The organism is Burkholderia sp. B10 (assembly GCF_004368385.1).
GTDB lineage: Bacteria > Pseudomonadota > Gammaproteobacteria > Burkholderiales > Burkholderiaceae > Burkholderia > Burkholderia vietnamiensis.
In genome coordinates this window covers 1-15,479 of sequence record NZ_PQMX01000032.1, presented here as the reverse complement: position 1 = coordinate 15,479, position 15,479 = coordinate 1, and the positions used below count along the sequence as shown (strand labels likewise).

The following is a 15,479-nucleotide window of genomic DNA, read 5'->3' as shown; positions in this document are numbered from 1 at the left end:
CCGCGGTGACGCATTCGGACGCTGCGGCTCTTTCCTCAGCACTCCGTCATTGAACGATTCATGTCATTTCGTCGACCGCTCCGCCGCGCGCGGGCTTTGCGTCCGTGGCGCGCGGGCCTGCCTGCCCTGATCACCCTTTGCGTCGCCGGCGGCGCACACGCGCAGGCCCAGCGTGCCGCGCCTGCCTCGGCGGCCTCGGCGGCCGACGCGGCGTCGCCCGCCGCGCCGCCCGCGGCCGAGCGCGAACTGCCGGCGATCAGCATCAGCGCGTCGGCGGTCGCCGATCCGACCGTCGGCTACCAGCCGCGCACCAGCAGCATCGCGGGCGGCGACGATCGCGCGCTCAAGGACATTCCGCAATCGATCGCCGTCGTCAGCAGCGCCGTGATGGAGGACCAGCACGCGAACTCGCTCGACGACGTGCTCGGCAACGTCAGCGGCATCACGCAGACCAACACGCTCGGCGGCACGCGCGATGCGTTCATCAAGCGCGGTTTCGGTTCGAACAACGACGGCTCGGTGCTCGTCGACGGCGTCCGTACGCCGGTGCTGCACAGCTATCTCGCGACGATCGATCGCGTCGAAGTGCTGAAGGGCCCGGCTTCGCTGCTGTACGGGATGCAGGACCCGGGCGGCGTGATCAATCTCGTCACGCGCAAGCCGGAGGCCGAATTCGGCGGCTCGATCTCGGCATCGCGCACGAGCCATGGCGGCAGCAGCGCGCAGTTCGACCTCACCGGCCCGCTCGGCAAGCCGGGGCAGGTCGCCGGCGGCACGCTCGCGTTCCGCCTCACCGGCGAATACGACACGAGCCGCTACTGGCGCAGCTTCGGCCGCGAGCGCGATGCGCTGATCGCGCCCGCGCTGTCGTGGCACGACGCGAACACGTCGATCGACGTCGCCTATCAATACGTCGACTACACGACGCCGTTCGACCGCGGCACCGTGCTCGTCAACGGCCGCCCCGACGATGCGCTGCGCTACCGCCGCTACGAGGAGGCGTGGTCGCAGAGCGCCGGCATCCAGGAAACGCTGCGCGCGCGCATCGAGCATCGCTTCTCCGACGCGTGGCGTGTCCGCGCGACCTACGGCTGGGGCCGCGATCGCTACGATCAGTACCTCACGCGCGCGGCTGCGTTCAACAGCAAGACCGGCGCGCTGACGCGCTCGTCCGACGCGAACCTCGGCCGCAACGACGCCGACCAGATCGCGACGCTCGGCCTGCTCGGCAACCTGACGCTCGCCGGGATGCACCATGCGCTGTACATCGGCGGCGAATACGAACTGCAGCGCAGCTTCCGCGGCGACACGATCCGCGGCACGGCGACCAAGGGCTTCGATCTCTACGATCCCGTGTACGGCCTGCTCGCGCCGGGCGGCACGGTCAGCGCGAAGCAGAGCGATTCGCTGTCGAAAGTCCACGCGTATTCGATGATCGTGCAGGACACGGTGAAGCTCACCGAGCGGCTCACCGCGTCGGCGGGGCTGCGCTGGGAGGACTGGCAGCAGGAATCGGGAATGGGCCGGCCGTTCGTGTTCGCCGACCGCTCGCACGGCAACGTGTGGCTGCCGCAGTTCGGGCTCGCGTATGCGCTCACGCCGTCGCTGACCGCGTACGCGAACGTGAGCCGCTCGTTCAAGCCGAACGTCGCGTCGAACGTCGCCGCGCCGCTCGCGCCGGAGTTCGGCCGCGTGCTGGAGGCCGGGCTGAAGTTCAGCATGACGCCCGCGATCAGCGGCACGCTCGCCGCTTACCAGATCGACAAGCGCAACGTCGCGGTCACCGTCGGCGACCTCACGTCGACGATCGGCACCGCGCGCTCGCGCGGGATCGAGCTCGACGTCGCCGGGCAGCTCACGCGGCACCTGAGCCTGATCGGCAGCTATGCCTACACGAACGCGAACGATCGCGACAGCGACACGCCGCTCGTCAACGTCGCGCGCCACACCGGCAGCCTGTTCGCGGTGTACGACACGGCGATCGCGAATCTGCCCGGACGCTGGCGCTTCGGCGGCGGCGCGCGGCTGGTCGGCGCGCGGCCCGGCGACACCGCGAACAGCTTCACGCTGCCCGGCTACGTGACGGTCGATGCGTTCGCCGCGTATGAAACGATGGTCGGCAAGTTCCCAACGCGCATCCAGCTGAACGTGAAGAACCTGCTCGACAAGACCTACTACCCGTCGAGCAACAGCAACCTGATCGTGGCGGTCGGCGAGCCGCGGCTCGTCACGCTGACGACCACGGTGTCGTTCTGATGCGCGGCGGCCGCGCGCCACACGCGCGTCACGGCCGCCAGCGATACACGACGAGACTCGAACCGTTGTAATTGTCCTTCGTGATCACGTACTCGCCCGTCGAGCGCAGATACGCGCGAATTCCGTACATCGAGTCGACGTCGTTGCCGACATCCATCGCCGCCGTGTTCGAGTTCGTCAGCGTGGTGACGAGGCTGCCGGTGTTCAGATCGAACACGTCGACGTTCGGCACCGTGTGCACGTAGCCGACGAACAGGTAATGGCCGGCCGCCGCGATCGACTTCGGGTTCGCGCTGGTCAGGTCGATCGCGACGTTCGGCGTGGTCGTATTGCCGGCTTTCCAGCCGCGATAGACCTCGATGTGCCCGTTCATCGCCGTCCAGTCCCAGGTGCCCGCGATGCCCTGCGCGAGGATCATCGTGTCGCTGTCGGCCTGATAGATGATCCGCGTGAGCGGCAGCACCGTGCGCGGAATCGGAATCTGCACCGGCTTGCCCCATGACGGCTTGCCGGTCGCGTCGAGGCCCGTCATCGGATAGTGCGAGATCGTATTAGTGCGATCGAGGCCGGCCCAGACGTCGCCGTTGTCGTCGAGCATGAAACCGGCGGTCGCCTGCAGGCTCGTATTGAATGGCTTGCCGGGGATCGAACCGTCTGGAATCGCGATGTAGCCGTTCGCCGCGTTGAAGTGATAGATGTTGTAGTTGCCGGGGTTCTGCCCGGTCGCGACGAGCATCCGCGTGCCGTTCACCCGCGCGAGCTGACCGAAATGCTGGCCGCGCTGATAGTCGTTCATGTCGAGGCGCGGATCCTTCGGATAGGTGAACGGATCGATCGTGTTCGCGACGAACGTGCCGCCCGCGGTGCCGGTATACACGGTGTTGCCGCTGTAGAAGAACGCGCCGTCGGTGAGCGGATCGGGCGCCGCGGCTGCCTCGAAGTTCAGCGCCTGCAACTTCCATTGCAAGAGGCCGGTCGGGCTGTACGAATGGAGGTCGGTGCTGCCGTTGCGGCCGAGATCCCAGCCGCCGCCCCACGTGTTGTTCAGCACGTACAGGTTGCCGGCCGCGTCCTTGCCGATGCCCGCGATGCGCGTGAAGCGCTTGTCGCCGACCTGCCCCTTGATGCCCGTCGTCGTGTCGAGATAGCCGCCCTGCACGCCGAACGTGCCGACCTGCGCGGGCTGGCCCGCGAGCGCGTAGATCTTGATGTTCATGTCCGGGCCTTCGTCGCCCACCAGCAACTGCCCGCTCGGCGCATCGAAATAAAGCGAAGCCGGCCGCGCGCGGGCCGCCATCTGGATCGTGCCCAGCGCGGCGCCGCTCGGGCTGAACTGCGCGACCACGCCGGCGCTCTTGCGCGCGACCCACAGGTTGCCGGCCGCGTCGAGCGCGAGCGCGCCCGGCCCCGACACCGCGATGTCGCGCTGCCACACGCCGTCCGTCGTGTACACGCGCACGCGGTTGCCGTAGAAGTCGCTCGCGTACAGCAGGTTGCCGCCCGTCGCGAGGCCGGTGATCACGTCGGCGTACTGGATGCCCGTCCACGTGCTGACCGGGATGCGCAGGTCGCGCTGGTTCGTGCTGCGGTTGTAGCGCCCCACCGAGCCGCTGCCGAACGTGCGGTTGTAGCCGAGCGCGACGAACAGCGAATTCGCGTTGCCGGTGATCGCGCCGCCCTGGAACTCGTCATGGATGCCGATCGTGCCGAGCGTCTGCCCGTTCTGGTAGATCGCGACGCCGCCGGCGTTCTCGTCCCAGCGCGACGACGTATAGATCACGCCTTCGGGCGCGACCCACAGCGAGCGCGCGCCGTTGCCCACGTGCGCGGCGAGCGTGCCGAACGTGTTGGCGAGCCAGTCCGTCGAGTATTGCGTCTGCGCGTGGGCGAGCGGTGCCGTGAGCATCATGCATGCCGCAAGCAATACCGCGCCGATTCGTTTCACTGACATGACTGAGGCTCCCGGACGATTGTTTGTTGATACTGTAATTCGGCGCAGATGAAACATTGGTGATTTCTGAAAAATTCCATCAAATTGTGCCGAGAATTATTTTGCGGCTTTACGTTATGCTGATGTCGCGCGCTTTGCTCGTCAACGCTGGGCGTGCCGCTACGCTACGATGTGTCGCGCCCGCATTGTGCAGGCCTGATTTTTCGGCACTTTATTCCGAATAATTCGATGCGTGCATGTCATTTTTTCTGATTTTCGCGCAGCGGTTTTATCGCACGCGGAATCGATTGAATGATTACAAATAGAAATTTAGATGAAAGAAAAAAATATTGTCGCGTGCGGCATCGTGCGTCGCGGCGGGCATGGTGCATGCCGCCGCGTCGCGAAGGTCGTGAAGGATGGGAAATGACGCAGTGCACGGCGACTTGCCGATGCCGCTGACGATGCAACCGGCGCTGCGGCGCGCATGCGGCCATGCGCTGAAGCCGGCCGCCATCTTTGGATAGCACCGCTGTACAACCGAGGAACCAGCGCCGGATAATCGAGCACCGCCTTTCGAGGAACCCGCCGCCATGGACCGCATGTCGCCGTTGCCGTTCGCCGCCGCTCGGCGTGAACGATGAGAATCGACGCGCCGCCACGCTGCGGCTTTCCCGGCCTGTCGCTGCGCCAGCTCGAGCGTACCGATCTCGATGCGTGGTACGCGTACCTGTCGGTGCCCGACGTCGTCCGTCACACGAGCTGGAACCTGCGCTCGCGCGATGACCTGCTGCCGCTGTTCGACGCGATCGAATCGGCGCAGCCGGATTCGATCCGCCGTCTCGCGATCGTCGACGATGCGTCCGGCGCGCTCGCCGGCACGATCGGGCTGCATACGGTGTCCACCGCGAATCGCTCGGCCGAAATCGCGTACGATCTCGCGCCGTCGTACTGGGGGCGCGGCATCGCCAGCGCGCTGTGCGCGAGTGTGACCGCATGGGCGTTCGCCGACGGCTTCAGGCGCGTCCAGGGCGTCGTGCTGGCCAGCAACGCCGCGTCGCTACGCGTGCTGCAGAAATGCGGCTACCGCTACGAAGGCTTGCTGCGTGCGTACCGGATGGTGCGCGGCGTGCCCGGCGATTTCGCGATGTACGCGCGCCTCGCGACGGACTGACGCGTCGGGCGACCGGCACCGGCCTCGTGAATGGCACTGCGCCCGCCGTCGAAGCGATTGGACGGCCCGCGGCGAATTCGCGACAATCGGCATTCCCCGGCTCGACTCGCCCCGCCATGAAAATCGCTGCGCTGTCCGACATCCACGGCAACCTCGCCGCGCTCGACGCGGTGCTCGACGACGTGCGCCGCCGCGGCGCCGACGTGATCGTCAATCTCGGCGATATCGTCTCGGGCGCGCTCCATCCGGCGGAAACGGCCGATCGCCTGATTGCACTCGATCTGCCGACGATCCGCGGCAATCACGAACGGCAACTGCTGGAGCGCACGCGCGACGCGATGGGGCTGTCCGACCGTTGGGCGCACGACACGCTGCACGAGCGCCACCGCGCGTGGCTCGCCGCATTGCCTGAACGCGCGACGCTCGGCGACGACGTGCTGCTGGTGCACGGCACGCCCGCGAGCGACCTCGACTATTTTCTCGAAACGGTGACGCGCGACGGCTGCCGCGCGGCGACGCCCGACGAAATCGCGCAGCGCGCCGGAGACGAGCCGGCGTCGCTGATCCTGTGCGGCCACACGCATGTGCCGCGCGTCGCGCGGCTCGCCGACGGCCGCACGATCGTCAACCCTGGAAGCGTCGGGCTGCCGGCCTATGCGGACGATTTGCCGTATCCGCACCGGATCGAAACCGGCTCGCCGCACGCGCGCTATGCGATCGTGTCGCGCACGCCGGCGGGCTGGCACGCCGAACTTCATACCGTCGAATACGACTGGCAGATGGCTGCCGACACGGCAGCCGCGCGCGGCCGCGACGAGTGGGCCGTCGCGCTGCGCACCGGCCGCTGCTGACGCGCCGTCAGGTCACGTTCGCCATCCTTCTTTTACTGGAAAATCACCGCCCGATGCCCGTTCCTTCGCAACTGCTTTTCCTGCCCGGCGCGTCGGGCAGCACCGCGTTCTGGCAGCCGCTCGCGAGCCGCCTCGTGCATCCGGCCGAACGGCGCATCGTCGGCTATCCGGGCTTCGGCGACACGCCGGCCGATCCCGACGTCACCGATTTCGACGGCCTCGTGCGCCGCGTGCTGCACACGATCGACCGGCCGACCGCCGTGATCGCGCAATCGATGGGCGGGGTCATTGCGATGCACGCGGCGCTCGAACGTCCGGCACTCGTCACGCATCTGGTGCTGACGGTCACGTCCGGCGGCCTCGACATGCGCGGCCTCGGCGCGCAGGACTGGCGCACCGATTTCGCGCGCGCAAATCCGCACTTGCCCGACTGGTTCCTGACGTTGCACGTCGACCTGTCCGACGCGATCGGACGCATCGCACAACCGACGCTGCTGCTGTGGGGAGACGACGATCCGATCAGCCCGGTCGCGGCCGGCCAGCGCCTGCTCGAACGGCTGCCCGATGCGCGGCTGCATCTGGTGCCGGGCGGCCGGCACGATCTCGCGGCCGTGCATGCCGATACGCTCGCGCCGCTCGTCGATGCGCATCTGCAGCGGGTTTGACGCTGTGTGTTTCGGCACGCGTGGCGCGAGGTGGACGGTGTTGTGACAGCGGTGGGGCCGTGGGGCGGTGCGCTTAGTCGGGTGCGCTTGGTTCGGCGCGTTTGAATTTGCGTAAGTCAAGACCTGATGTCTCAGTCAGCGTCAGATCAGGTCTGAGATTGCTTTTGCCGTCACTTCATCAAGGGCCGTGATCGACCCACTGCGGTCACCCGTTTTTCTCCGAACCAGTCGTTCGTGTTAGCGTAGTCTCCTCCCCACCGCTCCGGGTTCTGCTGTGGCTTATCGGTTGTACATGAACGTGACCAACGCAGCGTTTCGCGAGGTGCGTCGCATCAAGTGATCAGTAGCGCAGGATTTCTGCGGAGGAGAGTGCGCTGTTATCGTTGAAATCGTCTGCCCGATAGATTCCTTGCGCCAAACGCTCTCGAAGGCCCGGCTTGGACTTGACGTAACCTCGATCCCCGCCCGCAGCGAGCACCTCACCACCGGGCAGCACGGTAAGCGTGGCCCCTATGCCCACGCCGTCGTTCATGGGCGCCGTCAGGCGCCACACACCCGTCTTTACGTCATAGATCTCTGAAGAATTAAGGTCGAGGCTTTCGTCATCAGCGCCTCGTGCCACAAGCACGTTTCCATTCGGCAACAGCACAGCGCGAGCCCCAGATCGCGCCGCGTTCAGGTTTCCCGCGGGCGACCACTGGTTCGTGACTGGATCGTAAATTTCGGCCAAGCTTCGATAAGGCCCGGGATCCTTGGCAAGCGCGATGGCCAAGTCGGTCGATGTGAAGTCCGAGCCTTTCTCCTTGACGACTTCCGCCATCGCGGCATCCAACCTCTTGGTGTCGTCGCCGGCTTTCTTGACGTCCTCGCCCCCCACGACGAGTACCTTCCCACTTCGCAGAAGCGTTGCGGAGTGACCGTAGCGCGCGTTCCTCATCGGGGCAACCGCTACCCAAGTATCTTTGACGGGGTCAAAGAGTTCAGCCATGGCGGTCGCGTCGCCGTTGCTCCCCGCCATTCTCCCGCCAACCACAAGCACCTTGCCGTTCGGCAACAGCGTGGCAGTGTGGCCCCGACGTCCAATACTCATACTGGCGGTGACTGCCCATTGGCCATCGGTGGGATTGAACAGCTCGGCCGAAGCAAAAGCGTCGTCATCCATCACGTCATCCGCGCGATGGCCGCCGGTGACAAGCACGCGACCGTCCTTCAAGACAGTCATCGTATGACCCAATCGCCCCGTCGCCATGTTCCCGACACGATTCCAAACGCCACGGGTAGGGCTATAGACCTCAGCCGAAGGCGTCGCAGAGAGGTTATTTGAGTCAGCGGCCAGCCCGCCGGCCACCAACACATTGCCATCGGCCAACAAGACCGCTTTGTGCGCTTGGCGTGGAAGCACCATGGCGCCCGCCTTGGACCATTTTGGGTGGGCGGGATCGTAAAGCTCGCTCACCGCCAGAAGACCGCCGCCTCCGGGGCCACCGAAACCACCAGCCACCAGCACCTTGCCATTGGGTAGCAAGGTTGCGGTATGCCCGTAGCGGGCGAGCACCATACGCGTCGTGGACTGCCAAACACCAGCGGTCTTGGTGGTTGTTCGCTCAATCGATGGACGATCAATATCTGCTTGCCCGACCTCGTCGGTCGCGTAGAACATAGAGACACCGGTCAACAGGACGATCCCCAGTGCCATCAAAGTGCGTCGTAATTCAGAGCTTCCCAAAGTGTTCATACGCATTATTCTGTACCGAATCGCTGGCAAACATTTCTTTGGTCATTGGACATGGTCGCACGGAATATGCTCAACTCGTCGTGATTGTCGCCGATTCCGACTGCGTGGTCGGCCGACCGCTTGTGGCCGACGACCGCCCGATGCCGCCGTCACACTGCGTTGGATCGGAGGACGGCGCGCACCGACCCCAAGCGGTCAATCGAGCCTGTGCCATCCGGACATTCAGTGCGGCTCCCATGCAGCTAACACCCATTCAGATATCTGTCGAGGGCGTGGCGATTTCGATCAGACGTTGTCCGTCGTTGCCATCCTCGACTCTCCAGCCTCGGGCGTTTAACATCTTTCGTATCTCATCGGCCTTTGCCCAATCCTTTGCCTCTCGGGCCTGAGCACGTTCACCGAGCAACACTCGGATGCTTTCCGGAATGTCAGACGCAACTGGCTTCCAATCGCGTAACCCAAGGCCCAGAACATAATCAAAGCTGTCGACAGTCGCTTTCAAGGTCGCAGATGGGAGCTCGCTCTTGACCAACTCCCATAGCACGGCCAATGCCCTCGGCAGATTCAGGTCCTCATTCACTTCGGCGTCGAAGCGCGCGGCGAAATCCGGATCGATGCGGCCACCGTCCGGCCAACCGGAATAGAGATGCCTCAGCCGGTTCAAGGCTGTCTGCGCTGCGTCAAGAGACGCCCAGCTGAAATGCAGCTTGCTCCGGTAATGAGCCGTCATGCACAGGAAACGGTAGGCAAGTGGATCGATGTTCCGAGTGCGCAAGGTCTGCAAGCGAACAAAATCGCCACTCGACTTCGACATCTTCGTGTTGGCATCGAGCGTTAGAAAATGTCCGTGCATCCAGAAGTTCGCAAGCCGAGTGCCGTGGGCCGCTTGAGTTTGTGCAATCTCGTTGCTGTGATGCACGGCGATATGGTCTTCTCCGCCACAGTGGATGTCGAACCAGATGCCGAGGTGCTTCGCCGACATGGCCGAGCACTCAATATGCCAGCCCGGAAATCCACGCCCCCATGGGCTATCCCATTCCATCTGCCGCGTTACGCCCGCCGGACTGAACTTCCATAGCGCAAAATCTGTGATGTTCCGCTTGGCACCAACTACGACGCGCTTGCCCGCCTGCAGGCCGGCACGGTCGAGCCGGGCCAGAAAGCCGTAATCGTCCTGCTTTTTTGTGTCGAAATAGAGGCCGTCGTTGGTCCTGTATACGTAGCCTGACCGTTCCAACTCGCCGATAAACGCGATCTGTTCGGCGATGTGATCGGTCGCACGGCACCATACCGTCGGCTCCAGCAAGTTGAGGGCATGCCAATCCGCGAAGAAGGCCTCGGTGTAGCGCTGAGCGATAGCCCATGCTGACTCTCCGGTCCGTCTGCTACCTTTTTCCATCTTGTCTTCGCCTTCGTCAGCATCCGAAGTCAGATGACCGACATCGGTGATATTGACGACGTGACGGACCTCGTAGCCGTTGCGAATGAGCACCCGGCGCAGAATGTCTTCGAACACATACGTTCTTAGATTGCCGATATGCGCATGGTCATAGACGGTGGGGCCGCAGCAATACATGCCAACGCGGCCAGCGTGAATTGGCGTGAACGAGCGCACGGTACGCGACCAGGTGTCATACAACGTAAGTTGCATCAACTCTCTCCGTCTCGAAGGGGGCAAAAACAAAAAGGCCGCCGGTTTTGCAACGGGCGGCCAGAGGCGATTGATGCGACGTGTAGTTAATCGCTAGACGCAGCATCTCCCCGGCACGTTTTGACAACATGCGCGGACCAGCGAAAAGAGGGATTTGGAGCGACTAATCATGCTGACGATCCTAGCGTCGTTTGGCTGCGCAGGTCAATACCGGCGAATGGCCGCTTTGAGCGTGGTCTTCCGACTGACCGTTTGTGGCCGGACTCGGCCGGCCGCAGCCCCGGCAGGCACCGACTGGCTCAACCCGACCCTGAAGGGACCCTCACGGGCGATCAAAGCGGCCATCGAAGTTCCTGTGCGGGGCAGGATGACACTTGCACCGGCCGCGACTGATCACGCTACTTCTTCGACACAATCGCCGCCAACTTTGGCCAGCGCATTCAGCAGCCCGGTTCGCAGCGTGGTTAACGCGAGACTCTTTGCGTCGAGTTCGGCGAGCTTTGCTTGCAGGCACGCGACCTTTTGGTCAACGCCGAACGTCGGACTTTCCCATACATGGACAACGTCGCCAATTTCCGCCAGCGTGAAGCCCAACGCCTTCGCGTGGACGATCAGCCGTATCCGCTGTAACGAAAGTTCGGAATAGTGCTTGTAAGTGTTCGTCGCGTTACCTTGCGTTGCTTTATCCAGCAGACCCATACGCTCGTAGTAACGGACGGTGTCGCGCGATACACCCGCCCGCTTGCATAGCTCGCCGATGCGCATGCTGCCTCCAATCAATGTCGTGGACCGTCATTTACGCTTGACCGTTGCCTATAGTCAACGGTTTAGAGTGCAACTCCCGTTCCACTCCATCAGCAGCCCATGAGCAAATCTTTCGATTTTGGCGGAAAAACAGCACTCGTCACGGGTGCATCATCGGGTATCGGGCGCGCGTTTGCCCACGCGTTGGCCGAACGCGGTGCGAGACTCCTGCTGGTCGCACGCTCTCACGACAAGCTGCGTGATCTGGCCGCGGAACTGCGGCGCGATTACGCGTGCGACGCCGATTTTCTGACGGTCGACCTGAGCGCAGCCGACGCCGTCGACACGATCGATCGCCATCTGAAGGGGACCGGCACGTTCGTCGATGTGCTGATCAACAATGCGGGCTTCGCAGCTTACGGGCGCTTTGAAACGATTCCGCTGACGCGCCAGCGCGATGAAGTCCTGGTGAACTGCATCGCCGCGATCGAGCTGACTCATCTTCTGCTGCCGGGGATGCAAGCGCGATCCGGCGGCGCAGTCATCAACGTCGCGTCAACCGCGGCATTCCAGCCCGATCCGTATATGGCCGTCTACGGCGCGACGAAGGCCTTTCTCCTGTCATTTTCGGAAGCTGTTTGGGCTGAAAACCGGCAGCGGGGCATCCGGGTCGTCGCGCTATGTCCCGGCGCCACGCAAACGGCCTTTTTCGACGTTGTTGGCACGAAGGAGGCTGCAGTCGGCGTGCCGATGCCGGTCGCCAACGTGGTGCGGGATGCGTTGTGGGCGCTCGATCGTAATCTGAGCTATCGGGTTGTGGGGACGCGAAATCGACTGCTTGCGAACTTGCAGAGACTACTGAGCCGTCAGATGTCGGCTCGGCTCGTTGAAAAAATCCTTCGACCGAGAGAAGTTCGGAATCTCGCGGCAACAGATATCAAGGCGTAGGGTTGCGCTGTTTTCAAATGGTGGTCTCTTGGCGTCGCGAACGGCCGCGTTTCAACCCGGCGCGTCGACCGTAGCATGTCATCGCTAGTGGACTATCCGATGCGACAATTCGGATAGCGGCTTTGCATCGTACAGCGCCTGAGCGCCCGTGCCGCAGCGTGATGCGTCAGGCCATCCACGCTCTACATCATGAACCGACAACCCGCAATCTCATGCCCCGACTGGGTAAGGCGCGCCGAGCCGATAGAAGGTGTCGAACGCATCGAAGCGTGGTTTCACGGCAAGGCGTATGCCATGCACCGCCACGATACCTATGCGATTGGTCGCACGCTCGCTGGCGTCCAGAGTTTCAACTATCGGCGCAGCCTGCGAAACAGCCTGGCAGGCCACACGATGGTGCTGCATCCCGACGAGGCTCACGATGGTCAGGCGGGTACCGACGAAGGGTTTCGGTACCGGATGATCTACGTGGAACCCGCGCTTTTTCAGGACGTGCTCGGCGGGCGCGCGCTGCCGTTCCTCGAAGGCGGCGTGACGACCGATGCGCGCCTTGCGGCGGCAACCACGACATTGCTGCAGCACGTCGGCTATAGGCTTGAACCGCTTGAACAAAGCGATGCCCTCGTCGAACTGACGCATGCGATTGCCGCTGTTGCCGGCACGCCCACACGCCGTCCGAAAGGCGATTTCCTCGCGGCGCGGCGCGCGCGCGACTATTTGCACGTGAACTGCGCGCGCGTCGTCACGCTCGTCGAACTTGAAGCGGCGACGGGCCGCGATCGCTGGAGTCTGTCGCACGACTTTCGCACCTTCTACGGCACGAGCCCGTACCGTTATCTGACGATGCGGCGCCTCGATACGGTGCGCCGCATGCTGCTCGCTGGCACCTCGCTCGCTCACGCCGCTGCGGCCGCGGGTTTTTCTGATCAGAGCCACATGACGCGACACTTCTCGAAAACATTCGGGCTGACGCCAGGGCGCTGGCTCCAGGTCACGGGCAGCATTCACCGCGGCTGAAAACACACACGATCGTTCAATACGGCCGCAAGGAGCATGTATATCCTCGAAGCATTGCCCCTTGAACGGAGAGAACGGTGTCCCAATCCTCGAAACACAACAACGTGCCGGCCGAACGCGGCCAGTGCCAGACCATCGATTTGACCGGCAAGATCGCGCTGATCGACGGTCACTGGCAACCGCGTGTCGTCGCGGAAATGAATGACTATCAGTTCAAGGTTGTGAAAGTCGAAGGCGAGTTTCAGTGGCACCGCCATGCCGATACCGACGAAACGTTCATCGTGCTCGGAGGCGAGTTGCGTATCGAATTTCGCGCGGGCCCTTCGGGCGATGGTTCTATTGTGTTGCGTGCCGGTCAGATGGCGGTGGTGCCGAAGGGCGTCGAACACAAGCCCTGTGCAAATGCCGAAGTAAAGCTGCTGCTGATCGAGCCGCGAGGTGTGGTGAACACGGGCGACGGCGCAGCGGGCGAGCGTACTGTCGAGAACGACCAGTGGATTTAAGGCAGCCTCTGCGTATGCCAGCTGAGATAGTCGGAGCCGGCGAGCTTGAGCGAGTCTGCGGAAGCGCGATCATCGTCGATCTGGACGCATCGGTTCGACGGCTCGTTCTGGCCGACTGTCGCCTGATGCCGTTGGCCGAACCCGCCCCTGAAGAGACAGTCAGATCTCCTGCAAGCGGACACTCGGCGCATGTTCATTGGCGCAGTCACCCGCCATCCACACGAAGGATTCTTTGTTCGCGATCATGCCATGCCGGTAGCTTTAGTCAGCATCTCACCGAGTCGTATGGAGACTGGGTCTTCCGCTGAACGCCCTTCGAGAAAGCGATCCAACTCTCGACGTGCGCCATCAGCGTTGCCTGTCCTCGCGAGCACAAATGCGAGCGCGATCGGATGCTGGACATAGTTGTAAAACCCCAAGCCTCCGCTCGACAGATAGCTTCGCAGCCATTCGAATGCCCCGACGACGTCCTCGATCGAATTGACCAGTCGCCAAAATTCGTCTGCCCGTGCGATCGCAGCTTGCACAATCGGCGCCGATTTCTGAGCGACGACCTGCTCTCCACAAATAAGGCTCACGTCTAAGTCCCTGTCGCGTGCATCAACAACGAGGTCAAAGATCGCAGTTTTGTTGGTTCGGTGCCAGCGAACAGAACTGCCGGACACATGCGGGACAAAGTCAAAGGACAAGCCCCATCGAGGAGCGATGACGCCGCCTTTCCATGCGGAAAATGCAAATATCTGGCGGATAGGTGATCCGTCGTGTCGCACCCACTTCAGAGGCGCTACTGTCTCGACCCCCCGCGCGTTCAAAGCCGCATCGACCACGGGAGACATTACGCGATGCGCTGCCTCCAAGGTCACCATGTTGAATGCTTCGCCGTTTTTAGAATCATTCCGAACGTGCGCTATCCACTTGCTGATGCTCATCGTCGCAACACCATTGTCGGGCTTGGAAGGCCGCCGCTATCAGTCTGATTTGACGGGGCGTAGCCGTGGTTTGACCTTGCATTGTCGACGATTCAGATCGCGCTGTCGAATGTCCGTTCCTGGCCGGGAAGTCGCCGGTCGGCGCCCGGTGCGGCCCGACCGGCGACTTCCGACCCGGAGCCGACGGTGGACTCAGCAGCACATTTTCGGCAGATCCCAAACTACAACGGCCATTCACCCTTGCCCGCCGCTTGCGGCTCGTCGGCCGAAATGGCCATGGCCAAGATTGGCCGCAGGTTGTGGTTAGCGTCCGCTCCTAAACCGTTATCATCAATGGCCGTCCTTTAAGAGAACAACCGATGAGCCGACCAGATTTCGTCAAACACTGGACTGAACTCGAAGAACCGGATGCACATTCCTATCCCGCCGATACCGAGCCCATGGCGCTAGACGCTCCGCTTTCTGCCGCACTCGGCATCACGCGTATTGGTATTCATCATGTGAGGCTTCTACCCGGCCGGAGGACATCATATCCGCACGCCGAAAGTACCGAGCAGGAGTTTGTGTACGTGCTCGAGGGCAAGCCTGACGTCTGGATCGACGGTGTGCTGCATTCCATTGCTGAAGGTGATTCGGTTGCGTTTCCGGCAGGTACGGGAATTTGCCACACCTTCATCAACAATACGAAGGACGAAGTCAGGCTGATGGTGATCGGCGAACGTCCGCGCGACGACAATCGTATTCGTTACCCGCTCAACGAAGCGTACGAACTTACGCGCGCGGACCGCTGGGTGGACTGGCCCGCTAGACCCCTCGGCGACCATAACGGAATGCCGGACTGAGCTTACGCGGATCAACGCGGCGGCTGATGACCCACGATTCGTCCTCGCGAATCGAATGGCCGCTCGCAGGGTGGATCTAACATCTGAACGTCCGCGCAGCGGCGCTAGCGAATGACGCTTCATGGCCGGAACTTAGTCAGACACCTGGCGCTGTCTGTTTGGTCTAGTCCAGCCATATACATTTGCTTCGTCGCACTTCGCTCGTCACGCTTGACTCATCTCGCACGATTCGTC

Annotated in this window: 14 protein-coding genes; 8 read left to right on the top strand and 6 right to left on the bottom strand. The window is 62.9% G+C overall.

What is annotated here, in order from left to right:
• Positions 1-60 precede the first annotated feature (60 nt).
• Positions 61-2,256, top strand: a complete 2,196-nt coding sequence (locus C3Y15_RS17310) for a TonB-dependent siderophore receptor (RefSeq protein ID WP_059896489.1) — start codon at positions 61-63, stop codon at positions 2,254-2,256.
• Between the two features lie 28 nt (positions 2,257-2,284).
• Here C3Y15_RS17310 and C3Y15_RS17305 read toward each other — a convergent pair whose 3' ends face one another.
• Complete coding sequence (locus C3Y15_RS17305) at positions 2,285-4,207, bottom strand: SMP-30/gluconolactonase/LRE family protein (protein ID WP_124259674.1); 1,923 nt, start codon at positions 4,205-4,207, stop codon at positions 2,285-2,287.
• Positions 4,208-4,502: 295 nt separating this feature from the next.
• Positions 4,503-4,703: a hypothetical protein gene (locus C3Y15_RS17300; protein ID WP_045577694.1), complete on the bottom strand. Its 201-nt coding sequence runs from the start codon at positions 4,701-4,703 to the stop codon at positions 4,503-4,505.
• Between the two features lie 123 nt (positions 4,704-4,826).
• Between C3Y15_RS17300 and C3Y15_RS17295 the strand changes: the two genes are divergently transcribed.
• The 3 genes from C3Y15_RS17295 (at position 4,827) to C3Y15_RS17285 (ending at position 6,876) form a co-directional block, all read left to right on the top strand.
• Positions 4,827-5,360, top strand: coding sequence for a GNAT family protein (locus C3Y15_RS17295; RefSeq protein WP_034195532.1), 534 nt, complete (start codon positions 4,827-4,829; stop codon positions 5,358-5,360).
• A gap of 116 nt (positions 5,361-5,476) precedes the next feature.
• Entirely contained in the window at positions 5,477-6,211 is a 735-nt protein-coding gene (locus tag C3Y15_RS17290; RefSeq protein ID WP_034195533.1) for a metallophosphoesterase family protein, read from the top strand.
• A gap of 53 nt (positions 6,212-6,264) precedes the next feature.
• A complete protein-coding gene (locus tag C3Y15_RS17285; RefSeq protein ID WP_034195550.1) occupies positions 6,265-6,876 on the top strand; it encodes an alpha/beta fold hydrolase in 612 nt (203 codons plus the stop codon).
• A 340-nt stretch (positions 6,877-7,216) separates the two neighbouring features.
• Here C3Y15_RS17285 and C3Y15_RS17280 read toward each other — a convergent pair whose 3' ends face one another.
• The 3 genes from C3Y15_RS17280 to C3Y15_RS17270 form a co-directional block, all read right to left on the bottom strand.
• Positions 7,217-8,611: a kelch repeat-containing protein gene (locus C3Y15_RS17280; protein WP_196480344.1), complete on the bottom strand. Its 1,395-nt coding sequence runs from the start codon at positions 8,609-8,611 to the stop codon at positions 7,217-7,219.
• Positions 8,612-8,864: 253 nt separating this feature from the next.
• On the bottom strand, positions 8,865-10,262 hold the full coding sequence (gene cysS, locus C3Y15_RS17275; RefSeq protein ID WP_014724035.1) for a cysteine--tRNA ligase: 1,398 nt from the start codon (positions 10,260-10,262) through the stop codon (positions 8,865-8,867).
• Between the two features lie 393 nt (positions 10,263-10,655).
• Entirely contained in the window at positions 10,656-11,027 is a 372-nt protein-coding gene (locus tag C3Y15_RS17270) for a heavy metal-responsive transcriptional regulator (protein ID WP_034195534.1), read from the bottom strand.
• A gap of 99 nt (positions 11,028-11,126) precedes the next feature.
• Between C3Y15_RS17270 and C3Y15_RS17265 the strand changes: the two genes are divergently transcribed.
• The 3 genes from C3Y15_RS17265 (at position 11,127) to C3Y15_RS17255 (ending at position 13,474) form a co-directional block, all read left to right on the top strand.
• Entirely contained in the window at positions 11,127-11,954 is an 828-nt protein-coding gene (locus C3Y15_RS17265) for an SDR family oxidoreductase (RefSeq protein WP_059669177.1), read from the top strand.
• Positions 11,955-12,143: 189 nt separating this feature from the next.
• On the top strand, positions 12,144-12,971 hold the full coding sequence (locus tag C3Y15_RS17260; RefSeq protein WP_014724037.1) for an AraC family transcriptional regulator: 828 nt from the start codon (positions 12,144-12,146) through the stop codon (positions 12,969-12,971).
• A 77-nt stretch (positions 12,972-13,048) separates the two neighbouring features.
• Entirely contained in the window at positions 13,049-13,474 is a 426-nt protein-coding gene (locus C3Y15_RS17255; protein ID WP_059475914.1) for a cupin domain-containing protein, read from the top strand.
• 242 nt (positions 13,475-13,716) lie between these two features.
• Here the strand turns inward: C3Y15_RS17255 and C3Y15_RS17250 are convergent, their stop codons facing one another.
• Complete coding sequence (locus tag C3Y15_RS17250) at positions 13,717-14,403, bottom strand: hypothetical protein (RefSeq protein ID WP_124259675.1); 687 nt, start codon at positions 14,401-14,403, stop codon at positions 13,717-13,719.
• Between the two features lie 359 nt (positions 14,404-14,762).
• Between C3Y15_RS17250 and C3Y15_RS17245 the strand changes: the two genes are divergently transcribed.
• Complete coding sequence (locus C3Y15_RS17245) at positions 14,763-15,245, top strand: cupin domain-containing protein (RefSeq protein WP_034194741.1); 483 nt, start codon at positions 14,763-14,765, stop codon at positions 15,243-15,245.
• Positions 15,246-15,479: the final 234 nt, after the last annotated feature.

Excerpts from the sequence above, each read along its gene's own strand:
- C3Y15_RS17310 (WP_059896489.1), top strand. The coding sequence starts at position 61 with ATGTCATTTCGTCGACCGCTCCGCCGCGCGCGGGCTTTGCGTCCGTGG.
- C3Y15_RS17305 (WP_124259674.1), bottom strand. The coding sequence starts at position 4,207 with ATGTCAGTGAAACGAATCGGCGCGGTATTGCTTGCGGCATGCATGATG.
- C3Y15_RS17300 (WP_045577694.1), bottom strand. The coding sequence starts at position 4,703 with ATGGCGGCCGGCTTCAGCGCATGGCCGCATGCGCGCCGCAGCGCCGGT.
- C3Y15_RS17295 (WP_034195532.1), top strand. The coding sequence starts at position 4,827 with ATGAGAATCGACGCGCCGCCACGCTGCGGCTTTCCCGGCCTGTCGCTG.
- C3Y15_RS17290 (WP_034195533.1), top strand. The coding sequence starts at position 5,477 with ATGAAAATCGCTGCGCTGTCCGACATCCACGGCAACCTCGCCGCGCTC.
- C3Y15_RS17285 (WP_034195550.1), top strand. The coding sequence starts at position 6,265 with ATGCCCGTTCCTTCGCAACTGCTTTTCCTGCCCGGCGCGTCGGGCAGC.
- C3Y15_RS17280 (WP_196480344.1), bottom strand. The coding sequence starts at position 8,611 with ATGAACACTTTGGGAAGCTCTGAATTACGACGCACTTTGATGGCACTG.
- cysS (WP_014724035.1), bottom strand. The coding sequence starts at position 10,262 with ATGCAACTTACGTTGTATGACACCTGGTCGCGTACCGTGCGCTCGTTC.
- C3Y15_RS17270 (WP_034195534.1), bottom strand. The coding sequence starts at position 11,027 with ATGCGCATCGGCGAGCTATGCAAGCGGGCGGGTGTATCGCGCGACACC.
- C3Y15_RS17265 (WP_059669177.1), top strand. The coding sequence starts at position 11,127 with ATGAGCAAATCTTTCGATTTTGGCGGAAAAACAGCACTCGTCACGGGT.
- C3Y15_RS17260 (WP_014724037.1), top strand. The coding sequence starts at position 12,144 with ATGAACCGACAACCCGCAATCTCATGCCCCGACTGGGTAAGGCGCGCC.
- C3Y15_RS17250 (WP_124259675.1), bottom strand. The coding sequence starts at position 14,403 with ATGAGCATCAGCAAGTGGATAGCGCACGTTCGGAATGATTCTAAAAAC.
- C3Y15_RS17245 (WP_034194741.1), top strand. The coding sequence starts at position 14,763 with ATGAGCCGACCAGATTTCGTCAAACACTGGACTGAACTCGAAGAACCG.